This window comes from Psychrobacter sp. UBA2514 (assembly GCF_002341255.1).
Lineage (GTDB): Bacteria > Pseudomonadota > Gammaproteobacteria > Pseudomonadales > Moraxellaceae > Psychrobacter > Psychrobacter pacificensis.
This window is the reverse complement of record NZ_DDNS01000034.1, coordinates 1-24,132: the sequence shown is the minus strand read 5'-3', so window position 1 is coordinate 24,132 and position 24,132 is coordinate 1. Positions and strand designations below refer to the sequence as shown.

Below are 24,132 nucleotides of genomic sequence, written 5' to 3'. Positions count from 1 at the left end.
TCCGATATAGTCGGGGCGGTTCATTAGGCTGTCTTATTAAAATTCCTAGATTGTTTTTTATGATGTTATGAACATAGCTCAATATCTAAGGTAGTTTCGTAACTTCGTAAAAGAACTGATACTTTTACAAGAAGTCTAATAATAAATATTACCTACTTAAGTTCAATTCGTCTTGAATAAGTGGGTTACTAGTTATCATATAATCATGAAAGTCAAAGGGAATTCGTCCCCAGAGTATTTTCATAATATGATTAAAACGGTCACGACATTCGCATGCCTCGTCTTCATTAAATTTCTCTAATATGTGACATTCTGAAGGATGCATTTGGTTTGTTATCAAGTTATTTATACTATGACCAAGATAGTATAAATCTGCCGCAAACTTTCTGTACAATACCTCGTTACCCTGTAAGCTTGCACACAATTTAATTAAAAAATATTCTAGACTCCAATATTTTTCAATATCCCAAATACACAGTTCTTCTAAAGAGTAGTTAAAAGACATCTCATCCCAAAAAATATCTTTGCATTCACCATACTTTCTAACAGTCATTATTAGTCCCCTGTTTTTCATATTTTCATCGTATGCATTCGTTTCTAGTTATATTATAAATACACTTGGATGTTGATGACTTCATTTTAAGAAACTTAATTAGGGTATACTCCAAGGGAACCAGCTATTTAACCCTTTGAACCTATTAACAGACCACTTAAAACAGACTGGTATAATGGAACCACTTATAACAGACTATAATTCCTATCCATTTATCAAAAGTATCACCCTTTCAGCCATAGGCTTATCACTTAACTCGTATAAAAAATCAAACATAGCGCCAACACTGTACTCCATACCTTATCTTACTTTTATGCTAATTTGTTGGTACTTACTCATATCAATTAGACCATAAAAATAAGAAAAGGTTTCGCTAATGTCTACTGCTTTATCAACTGTTTTAGAGCTAGCTTGGTTTACGCGTCCAACCTGTGTGGTTGCTGCTGATCTGATTGGTAAGGTTTTATGTCGAGAGCTAACCGATAGTGATGGACAGCAAAAAACGCTGCGAATGCGTATTTCTGAGACCGAAGCCTACATTGGTCAAGATGATCCCGCCTGCCATTCACATGCAGGCACTCGAACGGCGCGCACAGAGATTATGTATGAGCAAGGTGGTGTGTTCTATGTCTATCTGACTTACGGTGTGCATCATATGCTAAATTTGATTAGCGGCTCTATAGAGTCGCCTGAATCGGTGCTGATTCGAGCAGGATTTTTGACAGAAGATAGCGATCGTCTGCTTGCTGAACAACATCTCAGTCCAGACAAACAACTGACTCATCCCAAACAATTTGCAGGCCCTGGCAAACTGACCAAGCGCTTGCAGATAACTCGCGATTTATATGGCAAGCCTATCACGCCAGACTCAGGCGTTTGGGTCGAAGATGATGGCTGCCAGCCACCTGTATCAGTGCGTCCGCGTATCGGTATTGATTATGCCGGTGATGCTAAAGACTGGCTGTTACGTTATATATGGACTGATCATCCTTCCTTATCTAAGAACTAATAGATTGAGATTTAAACCTATTTTGTGAGGTAAGTTCATGTATAAGTTAACGGTTTTTATTCCTGATGAGGCATTAGAGCAAGTAAAGTCCGCTTTATTTGCCGCTGGTGCCGGGAGTATTGGCGATTATGAACAGTGCTGTTGGCAAGTGCAAGGAACAGGGCAGTTTATGCCGTTAGCAGGTAGCGCGCCGCATATCGGTAAGCAAGATAGTTTAGAAACGGTCGATGAATGGCGAGTAGAGATGGTCGTCGATGACGCATTTATTACTGCTGCTGTCATCGCGTTAAAAGAGGCGCACCCGTATGAAACGCCAGCGTATGATGTGATAAAAGTCTTGGATTTTTAAATATACAATCAGAGATAAAAGTCTGGGACAAAAAAAGCCAAGCAAATCGGTTATTGATCTACTTGACTATCAAATCATAAGTTGATGAGTATATAAGACTGGCAAATATACCCAAAACCTAATTAATGCTTTTTAATTTTGGTCACTTGATAGCTCGGATAATTGAGATCAATTTTATACTTATCACGGCCCCGCTTAGCCTTCACCATAATTTTACGCTTGCCCTTCACGTATTTGACATCCTCGACACGGTATCCCATGCTGCTAACTTTATTGGCAGCTCGACGCTCGATAGCAGCTGAGTAGACGTTTTTATCCGCTTTTTTATGCTTGTCTTTGTGCTTTTTATGATCTTTGTTATCTTTGTAGACGTCTCCATAGATATCGTCATATACACTATAGCCGCCAGGTGTGGTGACACAGCCAGTAGTTACCGCTAATAAAGTGGCGACAATACTGCCAGACACTACATTCTTTAGTGTTGAAGATGATAAAGCTTTCCTAAAAATGTCCTCATAATCTACTATCGTTGGATAAAGATAGTTTTCTAATATTTCAGTAAAGGGACATGTAGAGCTGCTCTACTGACAGTAGTGTCAGCGTCATCAGTCTTTTTTAACGTTAATAACGTCTAAATTTGGATAGCTAAGCAATATCTCATACTCCTGCGAGCCGCGTCTGGCCTCAATGTCAAAGACACCACGCTTGTTTTTTTCTTCAAGATCGATATCTTCGACACGGTAACCCATAGATCTTACTTTATTGATGGCACGGCGCTTGATCGCTGGGTAACGTGACTCTCTTTTAATGCTGTCCTCTATATCACCTTTTTTATAGCGCTTGTCGTTCTTATATTTACCATTATCTTTATGCTTATCTTTTTTATAGCGGTCATTGTCTTTTTGATACTTGTTATCTCCCCAATTGTTCGACCATGATCTTTTATTTGAGCTGATGAGTCTTAGAGAAGGATAAGTATATATTAGCTCATAGAGCTGATTATTCTTTTTGGCAAAAGCTATCATTGCGCGATCGCCACGATAGCTATCAGAGCTAATGTCTATGACTTGATAGCCTTTGCGGCGTAAGTCTTGACGTAGCTGCTGGCTGACACGGTTGAAGCTATCGTTCTGCCGATTATTATCGCCACGATATATGGGCTGGTTATCATAGCCAGGACCAACGACAGCACAACCGACAGTGGTACCCAATAGAGCAACGATAAGAACAGTAGATATGGTTGTCTTAAAGGAGAACGGCTTTAGAGTTTTCATGAGGCAATATCCTATAAGGTTTCAGAGAGCTTGCGATAAGAATGCTTATATAAGTTAAAGGTAGAAGGTTCTAAAATATGTTGATACAGCCATGCTCAGATAGGTATTAAGAGCTACTATCACTAAAAAAACTATTTTTAGAAATGTTTTCTTACATTATCTATCATAGGATACAAAGCTTTATATTAAGTGTCATTTGCGTTAATAAGTTGTAATTATTGAGAATAATTAAATCGTTGTAAGCATATGCTTACATGCAATGACGTTTACGCGACTTAACATGAGAGTGAGAGTTAGGCATTATAGTTACACGGCATTAGGGAGTGTTACTCAAGGATTGAGTTGGCCGCATTAAGGATAATGATTCAATTATTAGCATCAGGATGATAATAATAGTTGAAGTAAGGACACATACCCATTGCTGATAGCAGCAGTTAAGATTAGATGCTGTATGCAGTAACAAGGGTAGGATGCCCAGTATCACAGTCACTGAATATTTGTGCAAGGATGCATAGAAAGCAGTCGTGATAGGTAACATGGACAGTTAACGATAAAACCGCATAACAATTTATTGCTATGCGGTCTTATCGTGTCTGGACGATACTAATTATTCTTGTCAGTTGATATTCGCTTTTAGCTGATACAAAATATGAAATAAGAATTATAAAATACTGCGTCTTTAATTTATGATTTGTCTAATACAAAAAAACCGCATAAACTTCTATGCGGTTTTTATTTTATTTATAGTCAAGTCTAAATAAAAACAATACAAGACAATAAATTCATTTGATTTAACGCTATTTTTGTTGCTTGCTGTGACTGCGCCTCCAGAGGCTGCGAAAAATAACGTTGAATCTTATTGTATCGATTTTATAGTAATCTAACTATACTTTGAAAAAGACACTACTTATATTTCTCAAAAAAAATTTATTAGTAATTGTTTTCGCGGCGCCATTCATCTACTTCGCGCTCAGCGTGATCTTGAGCATGGCCATAACGCTCTTGTATACGGCCAACCAGCTTATCACGGCTACCTTCAACTTGATCTAAATCATCATCAGTCAGCTCGCCCCATTTTTGTTTTACTGAGCCTTTTAGCTGCTTCCATTCACCTTTTAGAGTATTCTCGTTCATAGTTGTATTCCTTTTTCTTTAATTAATATGTGTAATATAATTTTTAATTGCTTTTCATGGTAGTTCTGTTTACCAATTAACAAACCTATCTATTTATTGATTTTCTTATTTTAGTAGTTCACAAGTATCATTGGTTGCTACCAAATATCTTGTGATAATTAATATAGGGCTTTTCAATTCAGCTGTCTGTATACGCTATGTTTATAGTGTTACTTAATTATAGTGAGCGTGAATCGTGTGTTATCTGCTCACCGACTGTATTAATGATGCGTAAATTGCGTCTATTGTACGTAATGTACATCGAATTGAGACCGATATCTAGAGGTAAGTGTCACATGGGGAACTATGAATATACGGGCTAGGTAACTGCGCAATCTCGTAGCGTATGTCAACTGGGAAAGGGGGTGGGGTATTTATAGTAGACAAACATTCTGATCTTATGAAGCATTAATCTGTTTTGTGAAGCACGAGTCCTACTATATGTTTGGCTATAGACTTATGGTTTAAATAACTATAACCTTATAGTCGAAACATAATTAGTAAAAGTTATTGTGGGTTTAAAAATGACGAGTCTAAAAATAGTAATCAATATGTGACTATCATCACACTTTTTTAGCACAATAGCACTTCAGGTAAATTACTGGCGTGTTGACATAATCATTTATCGAGTAGGGATACCTCTATATTGAATGCATTAGCGCAAAATGAAGCAGCACCTATAGAGTCAAAACGTGAGCTGGCAAAAGCCAAGACGCGGCGTGCCTTATTAAAAAGCGCGTTACGGCTCTATAGTCTAGAAGGCGCTCAGGGCATGAGTATGAATAAAATTGCCAAAGGCGCTGGCATTGCGCAGCCCAGTTTTTATAATCATTTTGAGAGCTTGGATGCGCTACAGAACGAGCTCAGCGCTCAGTTAAAAGACCACTATCTATCGCCAATGCGGCTGGCATGGGTTAATATGCTCAAGGACTATGATGTACTGACTAAGGATGAGTTTAATCAGCAGTGTCAGCAATGTCTGATAATGATTTTTGATTCTGCCTTCCAGAATATTGCGCTATTTCAGCACTTACTCGAAGATCGTCCGAGATTTACTGCCGATATAGAGAACCAATCCTCACTCAATAATGGACTGGGTAATCTGGTCGCAGACATACAAGAGGAGTGGACGGAGATATTTATTCAAGGATTGCAGCTATCCAATCGTTCTTGTGAACGCAGTGCGGTGAGTCTCTGTGTGGATATGGCAGCCGCGCAAGTACATGAGCTGATACTAGGCTGTCATCAGCAGCGCTACTCGATGGAGCAAGCGATTGCGACATTGAATATCAGCTTTGACGCCTTATTTGCCAATTTTTTGCAAGGAAGCAACCATAGCGGCTCATGATATATCTCATGAAAGCTAGGATTTATAAAACATAAAAGGGAGTATGACTATGGGCACTACAGCGGCTAGCGCGGCGGACAACGAACAAATCCACTTTAGAACCTGTACTTTATGCGAGGCGATGTGCGGCGTCGAGATCAAGCACGATGGCGAAAAAGTCTTATCGATCAAAGGGGATAAAAACGATCCTTTTTCTCAAGGCTACATTTGCCCAAAAGCCACTGCTTTGCAGGATTTGTACGAAGATCCTGATCGTTTACGAGGGCCTGTTGAAAGAACGGCGGACGGTTGGAAATCGATCAGCTGGATTGAGGCGTTAGATAAAGTCGCTGCAGGTATTCAGTCTGTTCAGCAAAAATATGGTCAAAATGCATTTGGGGTGTATTTGGGTAACCCGAATGTCCATAACATGGGCGGGATGTTGACCATTAAGCAGCTATTGACCAGCCTAAAGACGCGTAGTCGCTTTTCTGCGACCTCAATTGACCAACTGCCACACCATATCGTCAGCATGCATCTGTTCGGCCATATGCTCCGCATCCCTGTTCCGGATGTGAATCGCACGCAGTATATGCTCATCATCGGCGGTAACCCGCTGGCCTCTAATGGCAGTATCATGACTGCGCCCAACATGCGTCAAAAGCTCAAAGACATCAAAGCACGTGATGGCAAAGTGGTGGTGATCGATCCAAGGCGTACCGAAACCGCAGACATCGCCAGTGAACATCACTTTATTCGTCCAGCGACAGACGTATTGTTGCTACTTGCCATGCTCAATGAGATCTACGCTCAGGGCTATGCCAAGGTAGATAGCCGAGTGGCAGCGCTGGCACCAGAGATTGATCGTATTGCATCATTTGCACAAGGGTTCACCCCTGAGTCAGTGGCAAATATTACAGGCATTACCGCCACTGAAATCAAACGTATCGTCAAAGGGTTTTGTGAAGCCGAAAGCTCAGTCTGTTATGGCCGTATGGGTATCTCGGTGCAAGAGTTTGGCTTGCTCAGCCAATATCTGTCCATGGTCATCAATATCGTCACAGGACGCTTAGATGAAGTGGGCGGACTCATGTTCCCGAACCCTGCGGTCGATGTGGTCAATAGCTCGGGTCCTGGCTATTTGGGCAAACGTCACAGCCGCGTGAGTAATCTACCTGATTTTAATGGCGAATATCCAGTGGTTGCGATGGCGGATGAGATGTTGGTCGCAGGAGAAGGGCAGTTAAAAGGCTTTATGAGTGTCGCGGGAAACCCTGTCCTTAGCACGCCAAATGGTGAAAAGCTAGATGAGGCCTTGTCAGGGCTAGAATTCATGGTGTCGCTTGATTACTTTGTGACGGAGACCAGCCGTCATGCCAACATTATCCTGCCGCCTGTCTCGCCACTCGAGCGTGACCATTACGACATTACGTTTAATGGTTTTGCTGTACACAATGTTGCCAAATACTCGCCTGCCTTATTTAGCAAAACAGAGAATGAGAAGCATGACTGGGAGATTTATCTAGAGCTTGCCGATCGCTTGGATAAAGACGCGCCAGAAGCGGTACAAAAAGAGCGTGCCGCGACAAAAGCGTTTGGACCGAAATTCTTGCTTGAGCAAGCTCTCAAGTACGGACCTTATAAAGACGTCACATTGGATGCGCTGATAGACAACCCACACGGTATTGATTTAGGACCATTGCATCGTATGTTGCCGGAGGCGATCAAGCATGCCGATAAGCAAATCAATCTCAATGTTGATTTTTATCAGGCAGATTTGGCACGGGTCAAAGAAATGATGCAGCAGTATGATAATCAGGAGATTTTGCTCATCGGACGTCGCCATGTACGTAGCAATAACTCATGGCTGCACAATAGTTATCGATTGGTGAAAGGTAAATCTCGTTGTACACTAATGCTGCATCCAGAAACGGCAGAGCAGCACGGTATTGAAGACGGACAAGACGTGAGAGTGACCTCTCGCGTAGGTAGTGTGGTCATCGCAGCAGAGGTGACTGATGAGCTTATGCCAGGCGTGGTCAGTATTCCGCATGGCTTTGGTCATGGTCGTAAAGGGGTGAAGCAGAAGATTGCGCAAGCGCATGCCGGTGTCAGTGTCAATGACTTAACAGACGATACTTTGATTGATCAGTTGAGTGGTAATGCCGCCGTCAATGGCGTGCCAGTGCAATTAGAGGCGTTGGGTGCTAACGCAGACAGTGTGGCTAATGCGGTATTAGAAAACTCAATAGATAGTGCAATCGCATAAGTTCAATTTTTTTAAAGTAAAAAGCAGGCGCTTACACGATGTAAGTGCCTGCTTTTTTATGGAGATAGTTTTTTTATAGTGTCTAGAGATTAAGTCAGCTGTTTGTACCCACAAAATCAAAATCAACGTTGGGCGTTTCACCTTGTATCAATAAGCTGATGGCTTTTGCAGAGCCGCAAGCATGCGTCCAGCCTAACGTGCCGTGCCCTGTATTTAGCCATAGATTGTCAAAAGTGGCTGATGCGTTATGGCTACCATGTTTGACTTGACCGCAATGCGCGCGCCCAATCAAAGGTACGTTTGACGGGGTCATGGGGCGCAGTCCTGTCCAATATTGAACCGAATTTGCGATGATACCTTTTGGAAATAATTGCTGCACGCGGCGCGTAATGGCCTCACAGCGCGTGGCATTTAGGTCCAAATTATAACCATTAAATTCTGCGGTGCCTGCCACTCGCAACTTATCACCCAAACGTGAAGTCACCAGCTTAAACTCATCATCAATCAAGCTGACAAAGGGCGCTAAATGCGGCGCTCGTGGATTGACCGTATAGGTGGCTGAATAGCCCTTTGCTGGAAAAATAGGCACGCGAATATCCAATGGTTTTAACAGAGGAACGCTATAGCTGCCTAGCGCGATCACATGACTATCAGCCGTGAAAGTCTGTACGTTTTCGCCTTTTGGGCGAATGGTAATACTATGCACATGCGGACGCGCAGAGTGAGCGTCAGTATTAAGCGCTAAGATCTCAGTATCATATAAAAACTGTACACCCGCATCAATGCAGCGCTGTGCGAGTCTTTGCGTAAATAGGTGCGCATTACCAGATTCGTCACGGCTGGTGTAGGTTGCACCAGTGAGTTTATGCGCAATCGGATAGAGGGCAGGTTCCAAGTTGACGGCATTATTGATATCAATCACATGGCGCTCACAACCAAGCGCTTGCATGCGCTCAGTGGGTTCGATAGCAGCATCAAACTCAGCTTGGCTGGTATAAAAATGCATAATACCGCGTGTTTGCTGCTCATAATTGATACCGATATCGGCGCGTAGCTGTTGTAAGGCGTCGCGAGAATATAACCCTAAGCGTACCATTTGCACCAGATTGGCATCGGCACGATCAGCGCGGCACTCTTGCAAAAACTGCATCGCCCATTTGAGCTGATCCTTATCCGCACGCAGACGGAATAACAGCGGTGCATCCTCTTTAAACAACCATTTGAGCGCTTTCATCGGGGTGGCAGGATTGGCCCACGGCGTCGCATGAGAGACCGATATTTGACCACCATTGGCAAAAGACGTCTGCATTCCTGCCGCCGATTCGCGCTCGATCACGGTCACATCATAGCCTGCTTGACGTAGATACCATGCGGTGGTCACGCCCACCACGCCTGCTCCGAGTACCGCAATATGTGTCATGGGATTCTCTATGCTCATGTTAATCATGACGGCAGCCGTATATTAGCTTGCCATCACTGTTGCTGCGCCGCCTATTTGTTTCAGCTTGCTTTTACTTTGGGCGCGCAACATCCACCTGCAGTGCGGCTGGCAAGTCCAATATATTCAAATCGCTTTCTGCCAAGTGTTCAGGACGAGCAACGATAAGGGCAATAAAGCCATTGTCATTTTCTATCGCATTCACCACTTGGATTTTATCGAGTTTGTCGCCTGCTGCGGGGAGCGCGCCTGTGCGTTTGACATAATGCAAAAACGCTTTGGGCGCTGATTTAAAATAAATACGGGCGATGACTTCTTGGCCCAAGTAGCAGCCTTTATCATAGTCCATACCGCCACGCTGATGCAGGCGCAGTTCTTGCGGCTGAAACTCACCTTGAGTCGCCGCGACAATCCAATAGTTACCAGTGGCGATACTGCACGCCATCCAATCCTGCGTGTCTTTAGCGGTATTGTGATCGTCCTTATGGCTAAAGGTTGGTTCGTCTGCTAACACACACGGATAAATCGCGATCGACTCACTGGTATCAAATTTAGAAAACGCGCCAAACTTTTTTAAATGAGCTTGTAAGCTATCTGCACAATCGCTGCTGATGACCACATCGTAGTGCTTCTCGGCTTGTTTTTTGATCCAAATGCCAAATTCAATACGGCCTTTTAGATTACAAATAGCGGCTGCCTGATAGCTAAGCCCAAGTTTGGTGACATCACAAGTCAATTGCCCTTGCAAGAATTTTTCGGCATCCTCGCCTTGAATGGTCAACTGCGAAAACTGCGGCAATGCTGAGGGGTTTGGAGACTGAGTCATTGTTATTATCCTTCTGCTTAATAATTAAAATATATAGATGAAATCGAAGCGATAAAAGTTATAGGTGCGCTTTCATATAGACGCTGTTGTTACTGACAGAACCTGTCAGAATAAATGTCAATAAGGTTAAGAAGAGTACCACAAAAAGGGTATCACAAAAACGTCACTACTAAGTGGGGCGCTTCAGTGTGGGTTAAGCATTAAATTGGGTGTAGTGCGCCATTTTCAACGGTACAAATTGGTTAAAAATGGCGAGTTACGGTACAATGTCCGCTCTACAATAAACCCAACGTCTGATGACTGCCGAGGATATGATGAGCTTACCAAATTGCCCAAAATGTGATGCTGAATATACGTATGAAGATGGTGCGTTACTGGTATGTCCGATGTGCGCTCACGAGTGGACGGCGGCTGAGACGGATGCGGCACAAGCGGAAGAGCAAGATGCCGTCATTCGTGATGCGGTTGGCAATGAGTTACAGGATGGCGATGCGGTGACCGTCATTAAAGACCTTAAGGTTAAAGGCTTTTCACTTGTCATTAAAGTTGGAACTAAAGCGAAAAGTATTCGCCTATTACCAGACGCAACCGATGGTCACGATATTGATTGTAAACTCGATGGCTATGGCCCAATGAAGCTCAAATCTTCTGTCGTCAAAAAAGCGTAAATTGTAAAAATGTCTTGAAAGATTCGATAATAAACAAATATAAGACTGACGACATTTAGAAAATACAGAACTGACAGAATATAAAACCTATAAATAGAGAATAGCTATGAGTACTAAAAACGAACAGCTTTTTGCGCAAGCCCGCAAACATATTCCAGGCGGCGTTAATTCACCCGTCCGTGCCTTTGCAGGGGTCGGCGGTACGCCAATTTTTATGCACCGCGCTGATGGCAGCAAGATTTATGACACCGAAGACAATGCCTATATTGATTATGTGGGTTCTTGGGGCCCAATGATTTTGGGTCACGCGCATCCAAAAGTCATCGACGCTGTCAAACAAGCCGCCGATGATGGTTTGAGCTTTGGGACACCAACGCCGTTTGAAACCACGGTCGCTGATAAAATCTGTGAGCTCGTGCCGAGCGTTGAGATGATTCGTATGACCAGCTCGGGGACTGAGGCGACCATGAGTGCGATTCGTTTGGCACGCGGTTATACTCAGCGTGACAAAATCGTCAAGTTCGAAGGCTGCTATCATGGCCATTCAGACAGTCTGCTTGTCAAAGCAGGCTCAGGCATGCTTGATATCGGTGAACCAACGTCTAAAGGCGTACCAGCCGATTTTGCGAAGCACACGATCACGATTCCTTATAATGATCCGCAAGCGATCAAAGACTGCTTTGAAAAATGGGGCGACGAGATTGCTTGCGTGATCTTGGAGCCGATCGCTGGCAACATGAATATGGTAATCCCAACACAAGAGTTTCATGATACGTTGCGTGCCCAGTGTACGGACAATGGCGCAGTATTGATTTTTGATGAAGTGATGACAGGATTCCGCGTGGGTCTGGGCGGTGCGCAGGCACACTTCGGTATCACGCCTGATTTGACCTGTTTTGGTAAAATCATCGGTGCAGGCCTGCCAGTTGGTGCGTTTGGCGGTAAAGAAGAAATCATGTCGTGCATCGCACCGCTTGGTGGCGTGTATCAAGCTGGTACGTTATCAGGCAACCCACTTGCGATGCGTGCCGGTATCGCGATGTTTGAAGACCTAACGGCAGAAGGTTTTTACGAAGACTTAGCTGCCAAAGTCGATCATCTGGTCGATGGTTTCCAAGCGGCGGCGGATAAGCATGGCATCAATCTGCGCACCAATAAATTGGGCGGTATGTTTGGTATGTTCTTTGTCAAAGACGCTGATACCAAAACCCCAAGTAACTTTGATGATGTGACAGAGTGCGATATGGAGATGTTCAATACCTTCTTCCACGGTATGTTAGATCGCGGTATTTACCTAGCGCCGTCTGCGTATGAAGCAGGCTTTATGTCAATCAAGCACAGCAATGAAGATATCGAGGCATCGATTACTGCTGCTGATGAGATATTTGCAGAGATAACAAAGGGTTAACCCACTCTAAATCTCTCAAATTTTAGACATTTGAAAGATAAACCAGCATTCATAATAAATTATGATGCTGGTTTTTTTGTACGTTTGTCATATTTGTGATCTTTTAGGCTTAAATTGCCACGCAGGACATCGCCATACATACGAAAATCACTAGCAAAACTTTTTAGCGGAAATTTAAGCGAGGCGGGTTTGTTTTTTTCAAAGAAAAAATGCCCGACCCAAGCGCAGGCATATCCTGCTGCGACACCTCTTGCGAGAGGCTTTACCGAGCCAGTTTTGATTGACTTTGCCAATCCTAACAAACCAAAACTGCTACCTGCAAAATGGAGACGGCGACAAGCCATGTTTTGATGCTCGTCTAAATAAAAATCATAAAACGCCTGTTTGGGTGACGCTTCAGTTTTTATCATATCCGTTCTGGTACTGTTATGGGTATTAGCGGTTTCGGTCGCATTTTTTTCGGTTGTTTGATTCATGCGGTTAGCGTCCTTGCTGGCGGGTTTATCGACTATCCATTGTCGGCAGTTTTTAGGTAAATAATTGATGGATTTCGATGTGATTTATACCGATGTAAAAGCAGTAAATAACGGTTTTTTATCACAATATTATGAGCTTTCAATGTAGCAAACCGTTATTGCTAACACAAGCGTTAGATGTAGGCTTGGTCATTAGCCTTTGATAGAGTGGTTTTACACTTTTGCTATGATTTTGCGGCGCTTGCGCGTATTTAGGATAAATGCTTTAATGGCAAAATGGCCCAGATTTGTGTGGCGGCTGCTTTTTCTATACCTATGATTTTATATCTATGTCGTACCTGATTTTGTTAAACTACACACTCTCTCTAATACGGTGACAACTTGCCTTATGCCTACTGACTATCTTACAAACCCGCCACTCGGCGATGATGAAATGATGGCAGCCATTGATATTGGTTCCAACAGTTTCCACTTAGCCATTGCCCGTCTTGATCATGGGGAAGTGCGCAAAGTAGTCTCTATGTCTGAAAAGGTACAGCTCGCTGCTGGACTGGATGAGCATAAAATCTTGAGCGAGACAGCTGCACAGCGTGGTCTGGATTGTTTGAGTCGGTTTGTGGCGCGTCTGGATTCTGTACCGCCAGAGCGTATTCGTGTGGTTGCGACCAACGCCTTGCGCCAAGCCAAAAATGCCAATGATTTTATTGCAAAAGCCAATAAGATTTTGCCCAAGCCCATTGAGATTATCGCTGGTCGCGAAGAGGCACGCTTGATTTATTTGGGCGTCTCGCATACCAATGAGAGTAGCGACAAGCGCTTGGTTATTGATATTGGTGGTGGCTCGACGGAATTTATTATCGGTCAAGAGTTTGATCCTTTATTGACTGAAAGCTTACAAATGGGCTGCGTCGCATTCACACAGAAGTACTTTGCTGATGGCCTCATTACCAAAGAGGCTTTTAACAATGCGATTTCAGGCGCGCGCAAGGAAGTACTGGCAATCAATGGTCGTTACCAAAAGACTGGTTGGAGCAGCGTGGTCGGCTCAAGTGGGACGATCAAAGCGGTGCGTAATGTCCTTGTGTCCAAAGGCTGGGCCGATGAGCAAGAACGCATTACTTATAAAGGCGTTAAAAAACTAGAGCGATTGCTGCTTAAGATTGGCAATATTGATGATATCGAGCTAGAAGGCGTCAAAGACCACCGTAAAGCGGTATTTCCGGCAGGTGTGGCAGTGTTGCGTGCGGTGATGAAGGTACTAGGCGTTGAGACCATTACCTACTCAGATGGGGCATTACGTGAAGGCGTGATGTATGACATGCTGGGGCGTTTTGCGAGCGAAGATGTGCGTGACCGCAGTGTGCTCGCGCTTATCAAGCGTTATTCAGGCGACAAAAAGCAAGCCAAGCAAGTGGTAAAAACCAGTCGTAACCTGTTCGAGCAAGTAAAAGATAAGCTTGCCCTAACAAGCGATGACTGTGACTTACTCAGACGTGCCGCGTTTTTGCATGAGATTGGCCTTGCAATCAGTCATAGCAGTTATCATAAGCACAGCGCCTATTTGCTTGAGTATTCTGATATTCCAGGGTTCTCACAAGTGGATCAAAAGCGTATGGCGCAGTTGATGCTCAACCATCGCCGTAAGCTCAAAGCCGATATGTTCGAGCAGACCTGTCAGATCGGGGGAAACCAGCTCGTTTATCTGTGCTTGCTATTGCGTCTTGCGGTACTCGCGCATCATAGCCGTAGTGATTATAAACTGCCAGAATTAGAATTAAAGGTCATCAGTGATAGCGACTGGCAAATCACGGTGGCTGATAGCAGCGAGCATTATGCGTTTTTGGTTGCTGATTTGCGCACAGAGATTGAGCAGTTTGCCAAATGGGGCGTACAGCTTAGTGTGGTAGAGGCGCAAGCAACTGAACCGTTACCATTGTCCGTATCGAGTTAAAGACTAACGTAACAAAAGCAGTGCTGTCGATAATGTCATGCTATATAAGATGTGCTACTATAGCTTCTACTCAGTTTACAACTGTACTTTCATTATCTGAACACCGATAACGATATTATTCTTAAACATAAATACATTAAGTATAATGATTAAAGGGAAGCGTCTATGAGCACTGTCTGGGATAGTGTGCAGCTTGCACGACATGCCAAGCGTCCATTATTTATGGACTATGTTAATCAGCTTTTTACTGAATTTGATGAGTTGCACGGCGATCGTGCTTTTGCCGATGACAAAGCCATTTTGGGCGGTCTGGCACGGTTCAATGATCAACCTGTAATGGTCATCGGTCAGCATCGTGGTCGCAGTACTCGTGAGCGTATCGAGCATAATTTTGGTATGGCCAACCCTGAAGGCTATCGCAAAGTGATTCGCTTGGTCAAAATGGCAGAGCGCTTCAATATTCCTGTGATGACCTTTGTCGATACTCAAGGTGCCTATCCTGGTGTTGGCGCAGAAGAGCGCGGTCAAGCGCAAGCGATTGCAGAGAGTATCGCGGTATTCTCTAGCCTAAAAGTGCCTATCATCGTGACCATTATCGGTGAAGGTGGTTCAGGTGGTGCATTGGCAATTGGCGTTGGCGACAAAGTCAACATGCTGCAAAACAGCATCTATTCGGTCATTTCTCCTGAAGGCTGTGCATCTATCTTATGGAAAACCGCTGAAAAAGCACCAGACGCTAGTGAAGCACTGAAATTAAATGCCATCAACCTTTACCAGCTAGGTTTGGTTGATGCCGTCATCGATGAAGGTGAGGGCGCACATGTGCAGCCACAACCCGTTATGGAAGCTCTAAAATCACTGATCACTGAGCAGCTTGATGAAATCAAAGATTTGGATCCTCAAGAGCGTTGTGAGCTCCGCTACGAAAAATTAAAGACGTTTAACTCAGAAGTGATGCTGCCTGCTTAATGCAAAGCATGTGCTAAGCTTTTCATATTCGAGACTGAGTCTTAATGCTAAAATAAAACGTGTCATTCAATGGCGCGTTTTTTTATGTCTATTAATTTGCTCATGAATTTATCTATCTAAAACTAAGGCTGATTATGACCAGCAGTGCCATCCTCACGCATCCTATTAGACCAATCAGTGATTTGCCGATTGATGAGACATTGGCAGATGCATTATTGGGCAGTATAAATGACTATAGGGAGCAGCTGCATGGTCGTCGGCTATGGCTGGCTTGTAGCGGTGGGCGTGATTCATTAGCGCTTGCAGCGTTATGTGTGCAGCTCTATCGGCAAGGCAGATTGCCATGTTTGCCGCAGCTGTTACATGTTGATCATGGTTTGCAAGCGCATAGTCGGCACTGGGCTAAGCACGTCGCTGATTGGGCGCAAGCACAGCAGATACCTTGTCATATCCTAAGAGCACAAGTGACAGGTCATGATGAGCAAGCCGCGCGGCAAGCCCGCTATAACGCCATGCGTGCGCATATCAACCAAGATGATGTACTGCTACTAGGACATCACGCCGACGACCAAGCCGAAACGGTACTGATGCGCTTGATCCAAGGCGCTGGGGTCAATGGTCTATCAGGTATGCAACCATGGCGAGTACAAACGCAGCATGGACGACGCCATGCATTGTGGCGACCTTGGCTCACGGTAAGGCGCGCCACGATTAGTAATTATGCCAAGCGCTTAGCGTTGCCTTATATCGATGACCCGACCAACGAGACGGGTGATAATGTCCGTAGCGGACTGCGCCGCGATATCATGCCTATACTGGCAACTTATAACCCCAATGTCATTGATAATATTGCTCGCAGTGCGCAGCTATTAGGCGATGCGCAAGCCACTGTCAATGTTCAGGCTGAGCAAGATATGCAGCAGACAGCTGATGAAAGCCTACAGCTACCAGCAGCACAGCGCATGCTCAATATCGATACATTGCAAGTATTGCCCATTTATCGCCAGCGGCAACTACTGCATCATTGGCTGGGTCAAGATGAGCCATTACCGCCTGCTAAGCAGCTGGTCGATGACGTATGGAATTTGACTCAGCGCAGCGACCATGATCACCAAACTGAGCTGTTTTGGCAAGCTCGTACGCGCTCCTATGTTGTTCGCCGCTATCGTCAGCAGCTCTATCGTCAAAGCAGTGAATGGTTGTCTTGGTTAAACGTGCCACTAATAGAGCAAGCGCAGCTTTTATCGCGTTTGGATTTGACAACAAATGACTCAGCAGACAGTGATTTTGCACTACTGACTGTTCGTCGCACTGAAGACTATATCTGGCAGTTGCAAGTGTATCCAGATGCGCTGGCAAGATTGATAGAAAGTCATATAGGCGCACTCAATGCAGTATTAAAGATAAAGCCATTAGATCGCAAACAGCGTGTGCAGACGGCATTGGCGACACGTTCACAATCAGGCAAAAAACTGTATCAAACGCTTGGTATTCCATTATGGCTGCGAGAAAGCTTGGTTGTGGTCAGTGTCGTACTCTTAGATAAAGAACACGCTAAAAATGAGATTCCTATCTTATTATTATCGCCTTTTGATAGGTGGATATTGAAAAATGACTTTTCGAGCAATACCAAAAGTCTAGGTAGTGATATCGACGATGTTTTTAAGAATGTTATAAGCGTAGTTGAGTAGATGAAACAAAACTATAGCGGCTATTATATCTTGCAATGAGGCTTTCATAAGTGTGCTGCCCATACCTTGAAGTCTTTTTGAACCGCCTTACGAATAAAAAACATATTTGACACCTCAAAATATTTTATAAAAATTATTTCTCAATCTAACAGCTAAACCATGTCATAGTCGACGTCAGTTGCGTGTTTTAACTAGGTTTAATGCGATTGTAGCTGACAGGAATTTATCAAACGGTTGTAGTGGCAGTATGCTAAACTGAGTGTCGTTTTATATATCAGTATGTTACGTTGAATACTTTTGAATTTTGTGACTAGGAGACAAGTATGTCGGTATTAGATAATAAGAAAATCAGTTTTATTGGTGGCGGAAATATGGCACAAGCGCTTATCAGCGGGCTTGTGGGCTGCGGCATCAAACCAAGTCTAATCACGGTCGCCGATCCTAGCAGCGATATCCGTGAGCAACTAGCCGCTAAAGGTCTAAACACCGTCGATCCAATGGCGGATGCCAAAGCAGCTGTGGTCGGTGCTGATATCGTGGTACTGGCAGTAAAACCACAAATGATGAAAGTGGTGGTTGGTGCTTTTGCTGAGGCATTGGACAATCAGTTGGTCATCTCGGTTGCTGCAGGTCTGTCAACTGACCTATTGTCTAGCATGCTGGGCGGCTATAGTAATATCGTGCGCGCCATGCCAAACACGCCTTCCATGATTCAGATGGGTGCAACCGGTCTCTATGGCACAGATAATATCTCAGCTGAACAAAAAGAGCTGGCAACCGCGGTGATGGAAGCCTCAGGACTGGTCATGTGGGTCGATGATGAAGAACATATGCATGCTGTGACTGCCGTGTCAGGCTCAGCGCCAGCGTATATGTTTTATTTCATCGAATCGATGGTCGATGGCGCAGTGGCATTAGGGCTTGATAAAGAACAAGCCTCAGTACTTGCCATGCAAACCATGCTTGGTGCGGCAAAAATGGCGATGAATAGTGAAGATACGCCTGCTGAGCTGCGCCGTAAAGTGACGTCTCCAAACGGTACCACTCAAGCCGCTGTTGAATCCATGCAAGCCAATGAGATTGGCCGCCAAATCGGTGAAGCCATGCAAGCGTGCTATGATCGTAGCCAAGCGCTTAGTGAAGAGATGAGTAAATAGTTATTGATTAGCAATTAAGTAAGTAACGACCCAAAAAGTAGGTCAGGCTCAACAGCTGACCTGCATTGTATGATGATTCGCATCTGATAATGACAGTTGTCATCCTAAAATCTGTCAACAATGTCCCATTGAGTAGCCCTTCATGAACAACATGTTATTTCAAGTTTTTGATCTGGTCACCACATTCGCTATGATGCTGGTGTTTATTCGTTTTATGCTGCAATTTGCAGGGATGGATGCGCGCAACCCGATGATTGCACCTGCCTATAAAGCGACCCATATCGTCGATGTGTTTGGGCGTATCTTCCCAACGGTCGGACAGGGACGTATTAGCATTGCTGCTATTGTCCTGATGTTTTTGATTCGTCTGATTGATATCTCTGGAAAAGCGGCCTTGACGCATCAAGGGATTGCGCCTGTGCCGCTATTCTTCACGGGTACGATCAGCTTGGTATTAGACTTTTTACGCATGTGTCGTTACCTAGTGATTGGGTCTATTATCGTCAGCTGGATCGTGGTGTTTACCCAATCCCAGCATCCTATTATTGGTATCATCATTCAGCTAGCAGAACCGATTTTGGCACCGTTCCGTCGTATTACGCCAAACTTAGGCATGCTTGATTTATCACCGATGATTGCTTTTTTTGTATTCTATCTGCTTGAGATCTTCATCGGCGGCTTGTCGGCAAACTTTATGCCAATGCTAGGATAATTGGTGTCTCTAAATCACAGAGAATAAATAACGCATCGCATGCCAAAAGGCGCACTATAAAATATAGAGCGCCTTTTTTATGTCTGCTATTGATGAACGTTATTACTTTATGTTGTTACTTTATAAAGACATTAAGAGTGGATAAAGCGATTGGGTATTAATTGCGCCTGAGCATCATCAGGGTGAGGGTCGTCAGCCGCGCGCAATGTCTGGTTAATCCAATTATCTGCGGATTTTACCGCATCAATCAAATCATCTTCCATGGCCAAACGCCCAGCAATAAAGCTGGCAAGCGAACATCCTGAGCCATGAAATTCACCCTCTAAGCGCGGTAAGATGCTCTTATGTACCATCTCGCCCTCTATATATAAATACTGCTCGATATCACCGCTATCAAAATCATGAGAGGTTTTTACCAACACCGCATGAACGCCTTGCGCGCACAGTTTTTTCGCACCACTGTGCAAATCCTGCTCGCCGCTCAGCGCGCGCAGTTCATGCGTATTGGGTGTAATCAAGGTGGCATAGGGTAGCAGCTGCCTAAACGCGCGCACCAGCGTTTTCTCATCGCCCAAACTGCCACCGCTATTGGCGACTAATACAGGGTCTAATACAAACGGGGTATCAGGGCTTATTATTTGCTCAGCAAACAACTGGGTTAGCATGGCGATATTGTCAGTGGTACCAATCATACCAGATTTGATGGCTTTGACAGGTAAATCGTCAAGCACCGCAGTGGCCTGTGCTTGCACTAAGGAGGCAGCGCACGCCTCAAAGCCAAATACCTGCTGTGAGCTTTGAATCGTGACTGCCGTACAAGCAATAGCCGCATGCGCACCAGATTGACCGATGGCTTCAATGTCCGCTTGTAATCCAGCACCGCCTGAGGGATCCAGTCCAGAAAAACACAGTACGACAGGTCGCATAACCGCTCCTTTTAGGTATTTTATAATCAGTGATAAATACTATAGCCACCTACTGCCAAAAAATCTATCTCAGTCTAGTACCTATAGATTAAGTATAAAGTATCAAAACAAATGAGACTGTTCTGAATCATCAATTTAGCAGTGGTATTTTTTTGCAATATGGCGTAATTTTAAGTATTAAAAGGCGAGAAAAGCATTTATATCGATAATTATGAGAAAAGCCTCATTAAATCGGTAGACAAGGCTTGCAATTCGTTTTGGCTTTGTTATAATACTCGCCCACGACATAAGACGTATTGTTAGCATTAATACTATGTTTATTTTTATAAATGTCTTAAATCGTTAGGTGAAGTGGGTGAGTGGCTGAAACCAGTTCCCTGCTAAGGAACCATACGTGTAAGCGTATCGAGGGTTCGAATCCCTCCTTCACCGCCATTTATTCAGTTATTATTAGAGTAGTAACGCAGCATATTGCGTTAAACATTCTTAATAATTAAATCAAAAAATATTTTGTTTTTAATTAAAAAAGATGTTGACACAAGCGATATTATCTATATAATAGCCAACCTAATTTACTGAAATTGTTTTTAACAACTCGGTAAATGATTTGCAAAGTACGCGCTTGTAGCTCAGTTGGATAGAGCACTTGGCTACGAACTAAGGGGTCGGGAGTTCGAATCTCTCCAAGCGCACCATTTGCATAATCAACTAAATCAATCGCCTGTCTTATGACAATTGGCGATTTTTTTATGTCTATCATTTTTGTAATCTATCACGGGGCTTGATGGCTTCGTACTGGTGACTTGCTGTCAATCGCTTTGCAACTATAGTCAATATGATCAGACGGTCATCTAGGATAATGTACGATAGACCAGTCATTTACGGTACAATAGGGTTATTATTCACTGCTTGCTATGAGCTCGTACCATGCCAAAAAGTTCCTCTAAACGCCCGTCAAAATCTGTCAATAAATCAAAGCCGCAACCGAGCGCTTTTGCGCAGCAAGATCCTAATGAAGCGCCCGCCATTGCCAAACCCATGGTTCGTGTCGTAGCCATTCTGTATGATGGTATGTTGATTCTGGCATTGTTATTTTTGGTGGGTACGATATTGACCGTAGTTGGCACGCTGCTAACGATGGAGACGGGTACCGAGTCTTCACAGGCCCAGTCACTACCGCTTTGGTATCAAAACGCCATTATGACGCCATCATTTGTACTGACATTGGTGGCCTTCTACGGCATATTTTGGCGCCGTGGTGGTCAGACATTGGGGATGCAGACATGGCGGCTCAAAACCATTAATGACGCGGGTCAGTGGCTCACGTGGGGGCAGTCGTTTAAGCGTATCTTGGCTGCTTGTCTGATGCCGTTACTCTTTGGCATCATCGGTAGTCTTATTGATGGGTCACGCGCCGCCTTATTGGCCAGCGCGTTTCTTGGACTGGTATTCAACTATGTTTTTTGTCTGTTTAACCCTCGTGGTCTCGCAGTACAGGATATGCTATCCAACACCATTACCCTAAAAATGCCAAAAGTAGCACATGAAGGGTTATGGCGCGGTTTTAAAAATCGTAAGAAAAAATCTTAGGATTATAAAATAGCCAGCAAGGCTCAAAACATACAAAAGTGAAAGTTATATATTAACGCTTTGAATCAGCCATGCAGTATAACCGACAAAGAAAAGCACCAACGTAGCGCCCGACGTACGACCGAACTGGCGCTTTTTTGTAAAGGCAAACACACACAGAGCAACGAGTAATACCGTCAGTAGCCCCATTGCCATCACATCACGTGATAAAATCACTGGATCAGCAGAGATAGGGGCAATCACCGTAGCTAGGCCTACGACCGCCAATGTATTGAAGACATTTGAGCCAATGATATTGCCAAGTGCCATGTCGTGCTCGCCTTTACGCGCTGCTGACAAGCTTGATACCAGCTCAGGCAGTGATGTACCAACCGCAACAATCGTCAAGCCAATGATAAGCTCACTCAGCCCCCAGAGCGTTGCCAATTCGACCGCTCCCCAAACGATCGCCCGCGAGCTAAGTACCAGCATCAGCATACCGAGCAGTAAGCTACCAAGTCCACGCGCTACGCTTGGCTCTGTCGCATCTGAATCTGCATTATCAATGTCCTCTTCATGCTCATGATAGCCCTCACGAATGCTCAATACGATCTGTGACCCCAATACCGCAATCAACAATACAAGCAATATCAGACCATCCACTTGGCTCAATATGCCGTCACGTAGCTGCCATGCAGCGATGGCGGTGATTAGCAGTAGCAGCGGCAGGTCACGCTTTACGATACCTTTACGGATGATAATAGGGCTAATCAGTACGGTTGCACCCAGTACTAAGGCAATATTGATAATATTTGAGCCGTAAGCATTGCCTAAAGCCAGCTCAGGACTGCCTTCTAATGCAGCCAGTACTGACACGACCATCTCAGGTGCTGATGTGCCGATACCTAATATCAAAACACCGATTAGGAAACTCGGTACACTAAACTTTTTTGCCAGCGCTGTTGCTCCGTCAATAAAGACATCGGCACTCCAAACCAAAATTGCTAACCCAATCAGTATTGCAATCACCGCCAACCACATCGGTATGTTTCCTTATATATGATGAAAAATATGAGTTTAATAAATAAAAATCGCACAAAAAAAGCCGAATCTTGATTTAGATTCAGCTTTCCTCATAGCATCGAGATTTTTAGTAATAATAGCAGTTAACTCAAAGATGTAACTTTGTGTTTATCTTAAATTTACCAAAACCTCACCATCCTGTCATATTAAGCAACTTGTACAGGAATGATATTTGCTGTGTCTTTCACCGTGTTGTCTTCGTTGCAATAGACCAGTTTTGGCTGATACGTCGATGCTTCAACTTCATCGAAATGCGCGTAAGCACAAATAATGACGATGTCGCCTAGGTCTGCCATATGAGCCGCAGCACCATTTAATGAGATAATACCAGAGCCCGCCTCAGCACGGATAGCATAGGTGCGAAAGCGCTTGCCATTGGTCACATTATAGATATCGATAGATTCGTTTTCACGTAGACCAGCTAGGTCTAGTAGATCACCATCGATACCGCATGAGCCTTCATAGTGAAGCTCAGCATGGGTAACGCGAGCACGGTGTAATTTGCATTTAAGCATATTAAGTAGCATAGGTTGCTTCCTTAGCGTAACTGATATTAAATAACTAAATCAAAAGGTTAATGGGGACAAACGTACCAAAATAAAAGGCTATTACTATAGAAATAATATTTTATTCAGGCAATTTAAAGCCATTAATTTGTGAACGTGCTTTTTCGATATCACCATCTAGCAATAGTGGTAGCGCGTCAAAAGCCGCCGTCAATGCGCTGTCAATGGCGATTTGCTCATCGGGAGACGCTTTTGAGAGCACATGTCCACTGACTTTAGATTTGTGACCAGGATGACCGATACCCACACGCAGACGATGAAAGTCATTACCGATATGCGGCGTAATATCACGCAGGCCATTGTGACCACCGTGACCACCGTCGGTTTTGAGTTTGATGCTGCCAGCTGGAATATCGAGCTCATCATGAGCAATCAATAACTCGTCGTTTTTGATGCCATAAAAATTTACCATAGGCACGACTGACTGACCAGATTTATTCATAAACGTCAGAGGCATAAGTAAGCGCACATCAGATCCATGAATGTGCCCACGTCCTGTCACCCCGTGGAATTTTTTGTCAGGGGAGAGCGTGATGTTGAATTGTTGCGCCAAGTGATGGACAAACCAAAATCCGGCATTATGACGCGTAAACATATACTGCTGACCAGGATTACCAAGACCGACAATAAGCTTTATGGCCATAAAAACACCCTGCTTAAATTTGATAAATAAGGATAAGGTTTGAAATATTGATAGACAATATATTCTCAAACCTTAGGGCGTGTTGAACATTCGCA

General features: G+C 44.0%; 23 protein-coding genes and 2 tRNA genes. 14 read left to right on the top strand and 11 right to left on the bottom strand.

Translation table 11 applies throughout. The annotated features are described in order from the left end of the window. Positions 1–148: 148 nt before the first annotated feature. Positions 149–574: a hypothetical protein gene (locus B3V51_RS09410; protein WP_284718931.1), complete on the bottom strand. Its 426-nt coding sequence runs from the start codon at positions 572–574 to the stop codon at positions 149–151. 355 nt (positions 575–929) lie between these two features. Between B3V51_RS09410 and B3V51_RS09405 the strand changes: the two genes are divergently transcribed. Together B3V51_RS09405 and B3V51_RS09400 are read left to right on the top strand one after the other, a co-directional pair. Next, positions 930–1,562, top strand: a complete 633-nt coding sequence (locus tag B3V51_RS09405) for a DNA-3-methyladenine glycosylase (RefSeq protein WP_093071449.1) — start codon at positions 930–932, stop codon at positions 1,560–1,562. A 37-nt stretch (positions 1,563–1,599) separates the two neighbouring features. Next, a complete protein-coding gene (locus tag B3V51_RS09400; RefSeq protein ID WP_071002521.1) occupies positions 1,600–1,911 on the top strand; it encodes an NGG1p interacting factor NIF3 in 312 nt (103 codons plus the stop codon). 122 nt (positions 1,912–2,033) lie between these two features. On the opposite strand, the gene B3V51_RS09395 is transcribed toward B3V51_RS09400, so the two are convergent. The 3 genes from B3V51_RS09395 to B3V51_RS09385 form a co-directional block, all read right to left on the bottom strand. Continuing rightward, positions 2,034–2,378: a hypothetical protein gene (locus B3V51_RS09395; RefSeq protein ID WP_227674191.1), complete on the bottom strand. Its 345-nt coding sequence runs from the start codon at positions 2,376–2,378 to the stop codon at positions 2,034–2,036. Positions 2,379–2,516: 138 nt separating this feature from the next. Next, positions 2,517–3,185, bottom strand: coding sequence for a hypothetical protein (locus tag B3V51_RS09390; RefSeq protein WP_093071447.1), 669 nt, complete (start codon positions 3,183–3,185; stop codon positions 2,517–2,519). Between the two features lie 930 nt (positions 3,186–4,115). After that, entirely contained in the window at positions 4,116–4,319 is a 204-nt protein-coding gene (locus tag B3V51_RS09385; RefSeq protein ID WP_286708308.1) for a CsbD family protein, read from the bottom strand. Positions 4,320–5,004: 685 nt separating this feature from the next. Between B3V51_RS09385 and B3V51_RS09380 the strand changes: the two genes are divergently transcribed. Together B3V51_RS09380 and B3V51_RS09375 are read left to right on the top strand one after the other, a co-directional pair. Beyond that, positions 5,005–5,706, top strand: a complete 702-nt coding sequence (locus tag B3V51_RS09380; RefSeq protein ID WP_167669363.1) for a TetR/AcrR family transcriptional regulator — start codon at positions 5,005–5,007, stop codon at positions 5,704–5,706. Positions 5,707–5,755: 49 nt separating this feature from the next. Continuing rightward, positions 5,756–7,954, top strand: coding sequence for a molybdopterin oxidoreductase family protein (locus tag B3V51_RS09375; protein ID WP_227674189.1), 2,199 nt, complete (start codon positions 5,756–5,758; stop codon positions 7,952–7,954). Positions 7,955–8,048: 94 nt separating this feature from the next. Here B3V51_RS09375 and B3V51_RS09370 read toward each other — a convergent pair whose 3' ends face one another. Then, positions 8,049–9,374 carry a D-amino acid dehydrogenase gene (locus tag B3V51_RS09370; RefSeq protein WP_093067238.1) on the bottom strand — a complete coding sequence of 442 codons (1,326 nt, stop codon included), beginning with the start codon at positions 9,372–9,374 and terminating at the stop codon, positions 8,049–8,051. A gap of 91 nt (positions 9,375–9,465) precedes the next feature. Next, positions 9,466–10,218: a YgfZ/GcvT domain-containing protein gene (locus B3V51_RS09365; RefSeq protein ID WP_286708307.1), complete on the bottom strand. Its 753-nt coding sequence runs from the start codon at positions 10,216–10,218 to the stop codon at positions 9,466–9,468. A gap of 314 nt (positions 10,219–10,532) precedes the next feature. On the opposite strand from B3V51_RS09365, the gene B3V51_RS09360 reads away from it, so the two are divergent. After that, positions 10,533–10,886 carry a zinc ribbon domain-containing protein YjdM gene (locus tag B3V51_RS09360; protein ID WP_093067244.1) on the top strand — a complete coding sequence of 118 codons (354 nt, stop codon included), beginning with the start codon at positions 10,533–10,535 and terminating at the stop codon, positions 10,884–10,886. A 106-nt stretch (positions 10,887–10,992) separates the two neighbouring features. Then, complete coding sequence (gene hemL, locus B3V51_RS09355; protein ID WP_093067249.1) at positions 10,993–12,294, top strand: glutamate-1-semialdehyde 2,1-aminomutase; 1,302 nt, start codon at positions 10,993–10,995, stop codon at positions 12,292–12,294. A gap of 59 nt (positions 12,295–12,353) precedes the next feature. Here the strand turns inward: hemL and B3V51_RS09350 are convergent, their stop codons facing one another. Next, positions 12,354–12,704, bottom strand: a complete 351-nt coding sequence (locus B3V51_RS09350; protein WP_212564567.1) for a DUF962 domain-containing protein — start codon at positions 12,702–12,704, stop codon at positions 12,354–12,356. A 454-nt stretch (positions 12,705–13,158) separates the two neighbouring features. Between B3V51_RS09350 and ppx the strand changes: the two genes are divergently transcribed. From ppx to B3V51_RS09325, 5 genes are all read left to right on the top strand, one after another. Then, complete coding sequence (gene ppx, locus B3V51_RS09345) at positions 13,159–14,721, top strand: exopolyphosphatase (RefSeq protein ID WP_093067257.1); 1,563 nt, start codon at positions 13,159–13,161, stop codon at positions 14,719–14,721. Positions 14,722–14,886: 165 nt separating this feature from the next. Then, a complete protein-coding gene (locus B3V51_RS09340; protein WP_093067260.1) occupies positions 14,887–15,690 on the top strand; it encodes an acetyl-CoA carboxylase carboxyltransferase subunit alpha in 804 nt (267 codons plus the stop codon). Between the two features lie 134 nt (positions 15,691–15,824). Further along, positions 15,825–17,381, top strand: a complete 1,557-nt coding sequence (tilS, locus tag B3V51_RS09335) for a tRNA lysidine(34) synthetase TilS (protein WP_093067263.1) — start codon at positions 15,825–15,827, stop codon at positions 17,379–17,381. Positions 17,382–17,704: 323 nt separating this feature from the next. Then, positions 17,705–18,538 carry a pyrroline-5-carboxylate reductase gene (proC, locus tag B3V51_RS09330; protein ID WP_186475248.1) on the top strand — a complete coding sequence of 278 codons (834 nt, stop codon included), beginning with the start codon at positions 17,705–17,707 and terminating at the stop codon, positions 18,536–18,538. A gap of 142 nt (positions 18,539–18,680) precedes the next feature. Next, positions 18,681–19,250, top strand: a complete 570-nt coding sequence (locus tag B3V51_RS09325; protein ID WP_093067270.1) for a YggT family protein — start codon at positions 18,681–18,683, stop codon at positions 19,248–19,250. Positions 19,251–19,381: 131 nt separating this feature from the next. Here the strand turns inward: B3V51_RS09325 and B3V51_RS09320 are convergent, their stop codons facing one another. Beyond that, positions 19,382–20,176, bottom strand: coding sequence for a hydroxymethylpyrimidine/phosphomethylpyrimidine kinase (locus tag B3V51_RS09320; protein WP_093067273.1), 795 nt, complete (start codon positions 20,174–20,176; stop codon positions 19,382–19,384). 345 nt (positions 20,177–20,521) lie between these two features. Between B3V51_RS09320 and B3V51_RS09315 the strand changes: the two genes are divergently transcribed. From B3V51_RS09315 to B3V51_RS09305, 3 genes are all read left to right on the top strand, one after another. Continuing rightward, positions 20,522–20,611: transfer RNA gene (locus B3V51_RS09315), tRNA-Ser, on the top strand. A gap of 183 nt (positions 20,612–20,794) precedes the next feature. Continuing rightward, positions 20,795–20,871, top strand: a tRNA-Arg gene (locus B3V51_RS09310). Between the two features lie 232 nt (positions 20,872–21,103). Continuing rightward, positions 21,104–21,766, top strand: coding sequence for an RDD family protein (locus tag B3V51_RS09305; RefSeq protein ID WP_093067276.1), 663 nt, complete (start codon positions 21,104–21,106; stop codon positions 21,764–21,766). A 45-nt stretch (positions 21,767–21,811) separates the two neighbouring features. Here B3V51_RS09305 and B3V51_RS09300 read toward each other — a convergent pair whose 3' ends face one another. From B3V51_RS09300 to pth, 3 genes are all read right to left on the bottom strand, one after another. Then, complete coding sequence (locus B3V51_RS09300; RefSeq protein WP_093067280.1) at positions 21,812–22,786, bottom strand: calcium/sodium antiporter; 975 nt, start codon at positions 22,784–22,786, stop codon at positions 21,812–21,814. Positions 22,787–22,974: 188 nt separating this feature from the next. Then, positions 22,975–23,355, bottom strand: coding sequence for an aspartate 1-decarboxylase (gene panD / locus B3V51_RS09295; protein WP_010196068.1), 381 nt, complete (start codon positions 23,353–23,355; stop codon positions 22,975–22,977). 100 nt (positions 23,356–23,455) lie between these two features. After that, a complete protein-coding gene (gene pth / locus B3V51_RS09290) occupies positions 23,456–24,037 on the bottom strand; it encodes an aminoacyl-tRNA hydrolase (protein ID WP_093067285.1) in 582 nt (193 codons plus the stop codon). Positions 24,038–24,132 lie beyond the last annotated feature (95 nt).

Coding starts and splice junctions, on each gene's coding strand:
- B3V51_RS09410 (WP_284718931.1), bottom strand. CDS start 574: ATGAAAAACAGGGGACTAATAATGACTGTTAGAAAGTATGGTGAATGC.
- B3V51_RS09405 (WP_093071449.1), top strand. CDS start 930: ATGTCTACTGCTTTATCAACTGTTTTAGAGCTAGCTTGGTTTACGCGT.
- B3V51_RS09400 (WP_071002521.1), top strand. CDS start 1,600: ATGTATAAGTTAACGGTTTTTATTCCTGATGAGGCATTAGAGCAAGTA.
- B3V51_RS09390 (WP_093071447.1), bottom strand. CDS start 3,185: ATGAAAACTCTAAAGCCGTTCTCCTTTAAGACAACCATATCTACTGTT.
- B3V51_RS09385 (WP_286708308.1), bottom strand. CDS start 4,319: ATGAACGAGAATACTCTAAAAGGTGAATGGAAGCAGCTAAAAGGCTCA.
- B3V51_RS09375 (WP_227674189.1), top strand. CDS start 5,756: ATGGGCACTACAGCGGCTAGCGCGGCGGACAACGAACAAATCCACTTT.
- B3V51_RS09370 (WP_093067238.1), bottom strand. CDS start 9,374: ATGACACATATTGCGGTACTCGGAGCAGGCGTGGTGGGCGTGACCACC.
- B3V51_RS09365 (WP_286708307.1), bottom strand. CDS start 10,218: ATGACTCAGTCTCCAAACCCCTCAGCATTGCCGCAGTTTTCGCAGTTG.
- B3V51_RS09360 (WP_093067244.1), top strand. CDS start 10,533: ATGAGCTTACCAAATTGCCCAAAATGTGATGCTGAATATACGTATGAA.
- hemL (WP_093067249.1), top strand. CDS start 10,993: ATGAGTACTAAAAACGAACAGCTTTTTGCGCAAGCCCGCAAACATATT.
- B3V51_RS09350 (WP_212564567.1), bottom strand. CDS start 12,704: ATGATAAAAACTGAAGCGTCACCCAAACAGGCGTTTTATGATTTTTAT.
- ppx (WP_093067257.1), top strand. CDS start 13,159: ATGCCTACTGACTATCTTACAAACCCGCCACTCGGCGATGATGAAATG.
- B3V51_RS09340 (WP_093067260.1), top strand. CDS start 14,887: ATGAGCACTGTCTGGGATAGTGTGCAGCTTGCACGACATGCCAAGCGT.
- tilS (WP_093067263.1), top strand. CDS start 15,825: ATGACCAGCAGTGCCATCCTCACGCATCCTATTAGACCAATCAGTGAT.
- proC (WP_186475248.1), top strand. CDS start 17,705: ATGTCGGTATTAGATAATAAGAAAATCAGTTTTATTGGTGGCGGAAAT.
- B3V51_RS09325 (WP_093067270.1), top strand. CDS start 18,681: ATGAACAACATGTTATTTCAAGTTTTTGATCTGGTCACCACATTCGCT.
- B3V51_RS09320 (WP_093067273.1), bottom strand. CDS start 20,176: ATGCGACCTGTCGTACTGTGTTTTTCTGGACTGGATCCCTCAGGCGGT.
- B3V51_RS09305 (WP_093067276.1), top strand. CDS start 21,104: ATGCCAAAAAGTTCCTCTAAACGCCCGTCAAAATCTGTCAATAAATCA.
- B3V51_RS09300 (WP_093067280.1), bottom strand. CDS start 22,786: ATGTGGTTGGCGGTGATTGCAATACTGATTGGGTTAGCAATTTTGGTT.
- panD (WP_010196068.1), bottom strand. CDS start 23,355: ATGCTACTTAATATGCTTAAATGCAAATTACACCGTGCTCGCGTTACC.
- pth (WP_093067285.1), bottom strand. CDS start 24,037: ATGGCCATAAAGCTTATTGTCGGTCTTGGTAATCCTGGTCAGCAGTAT.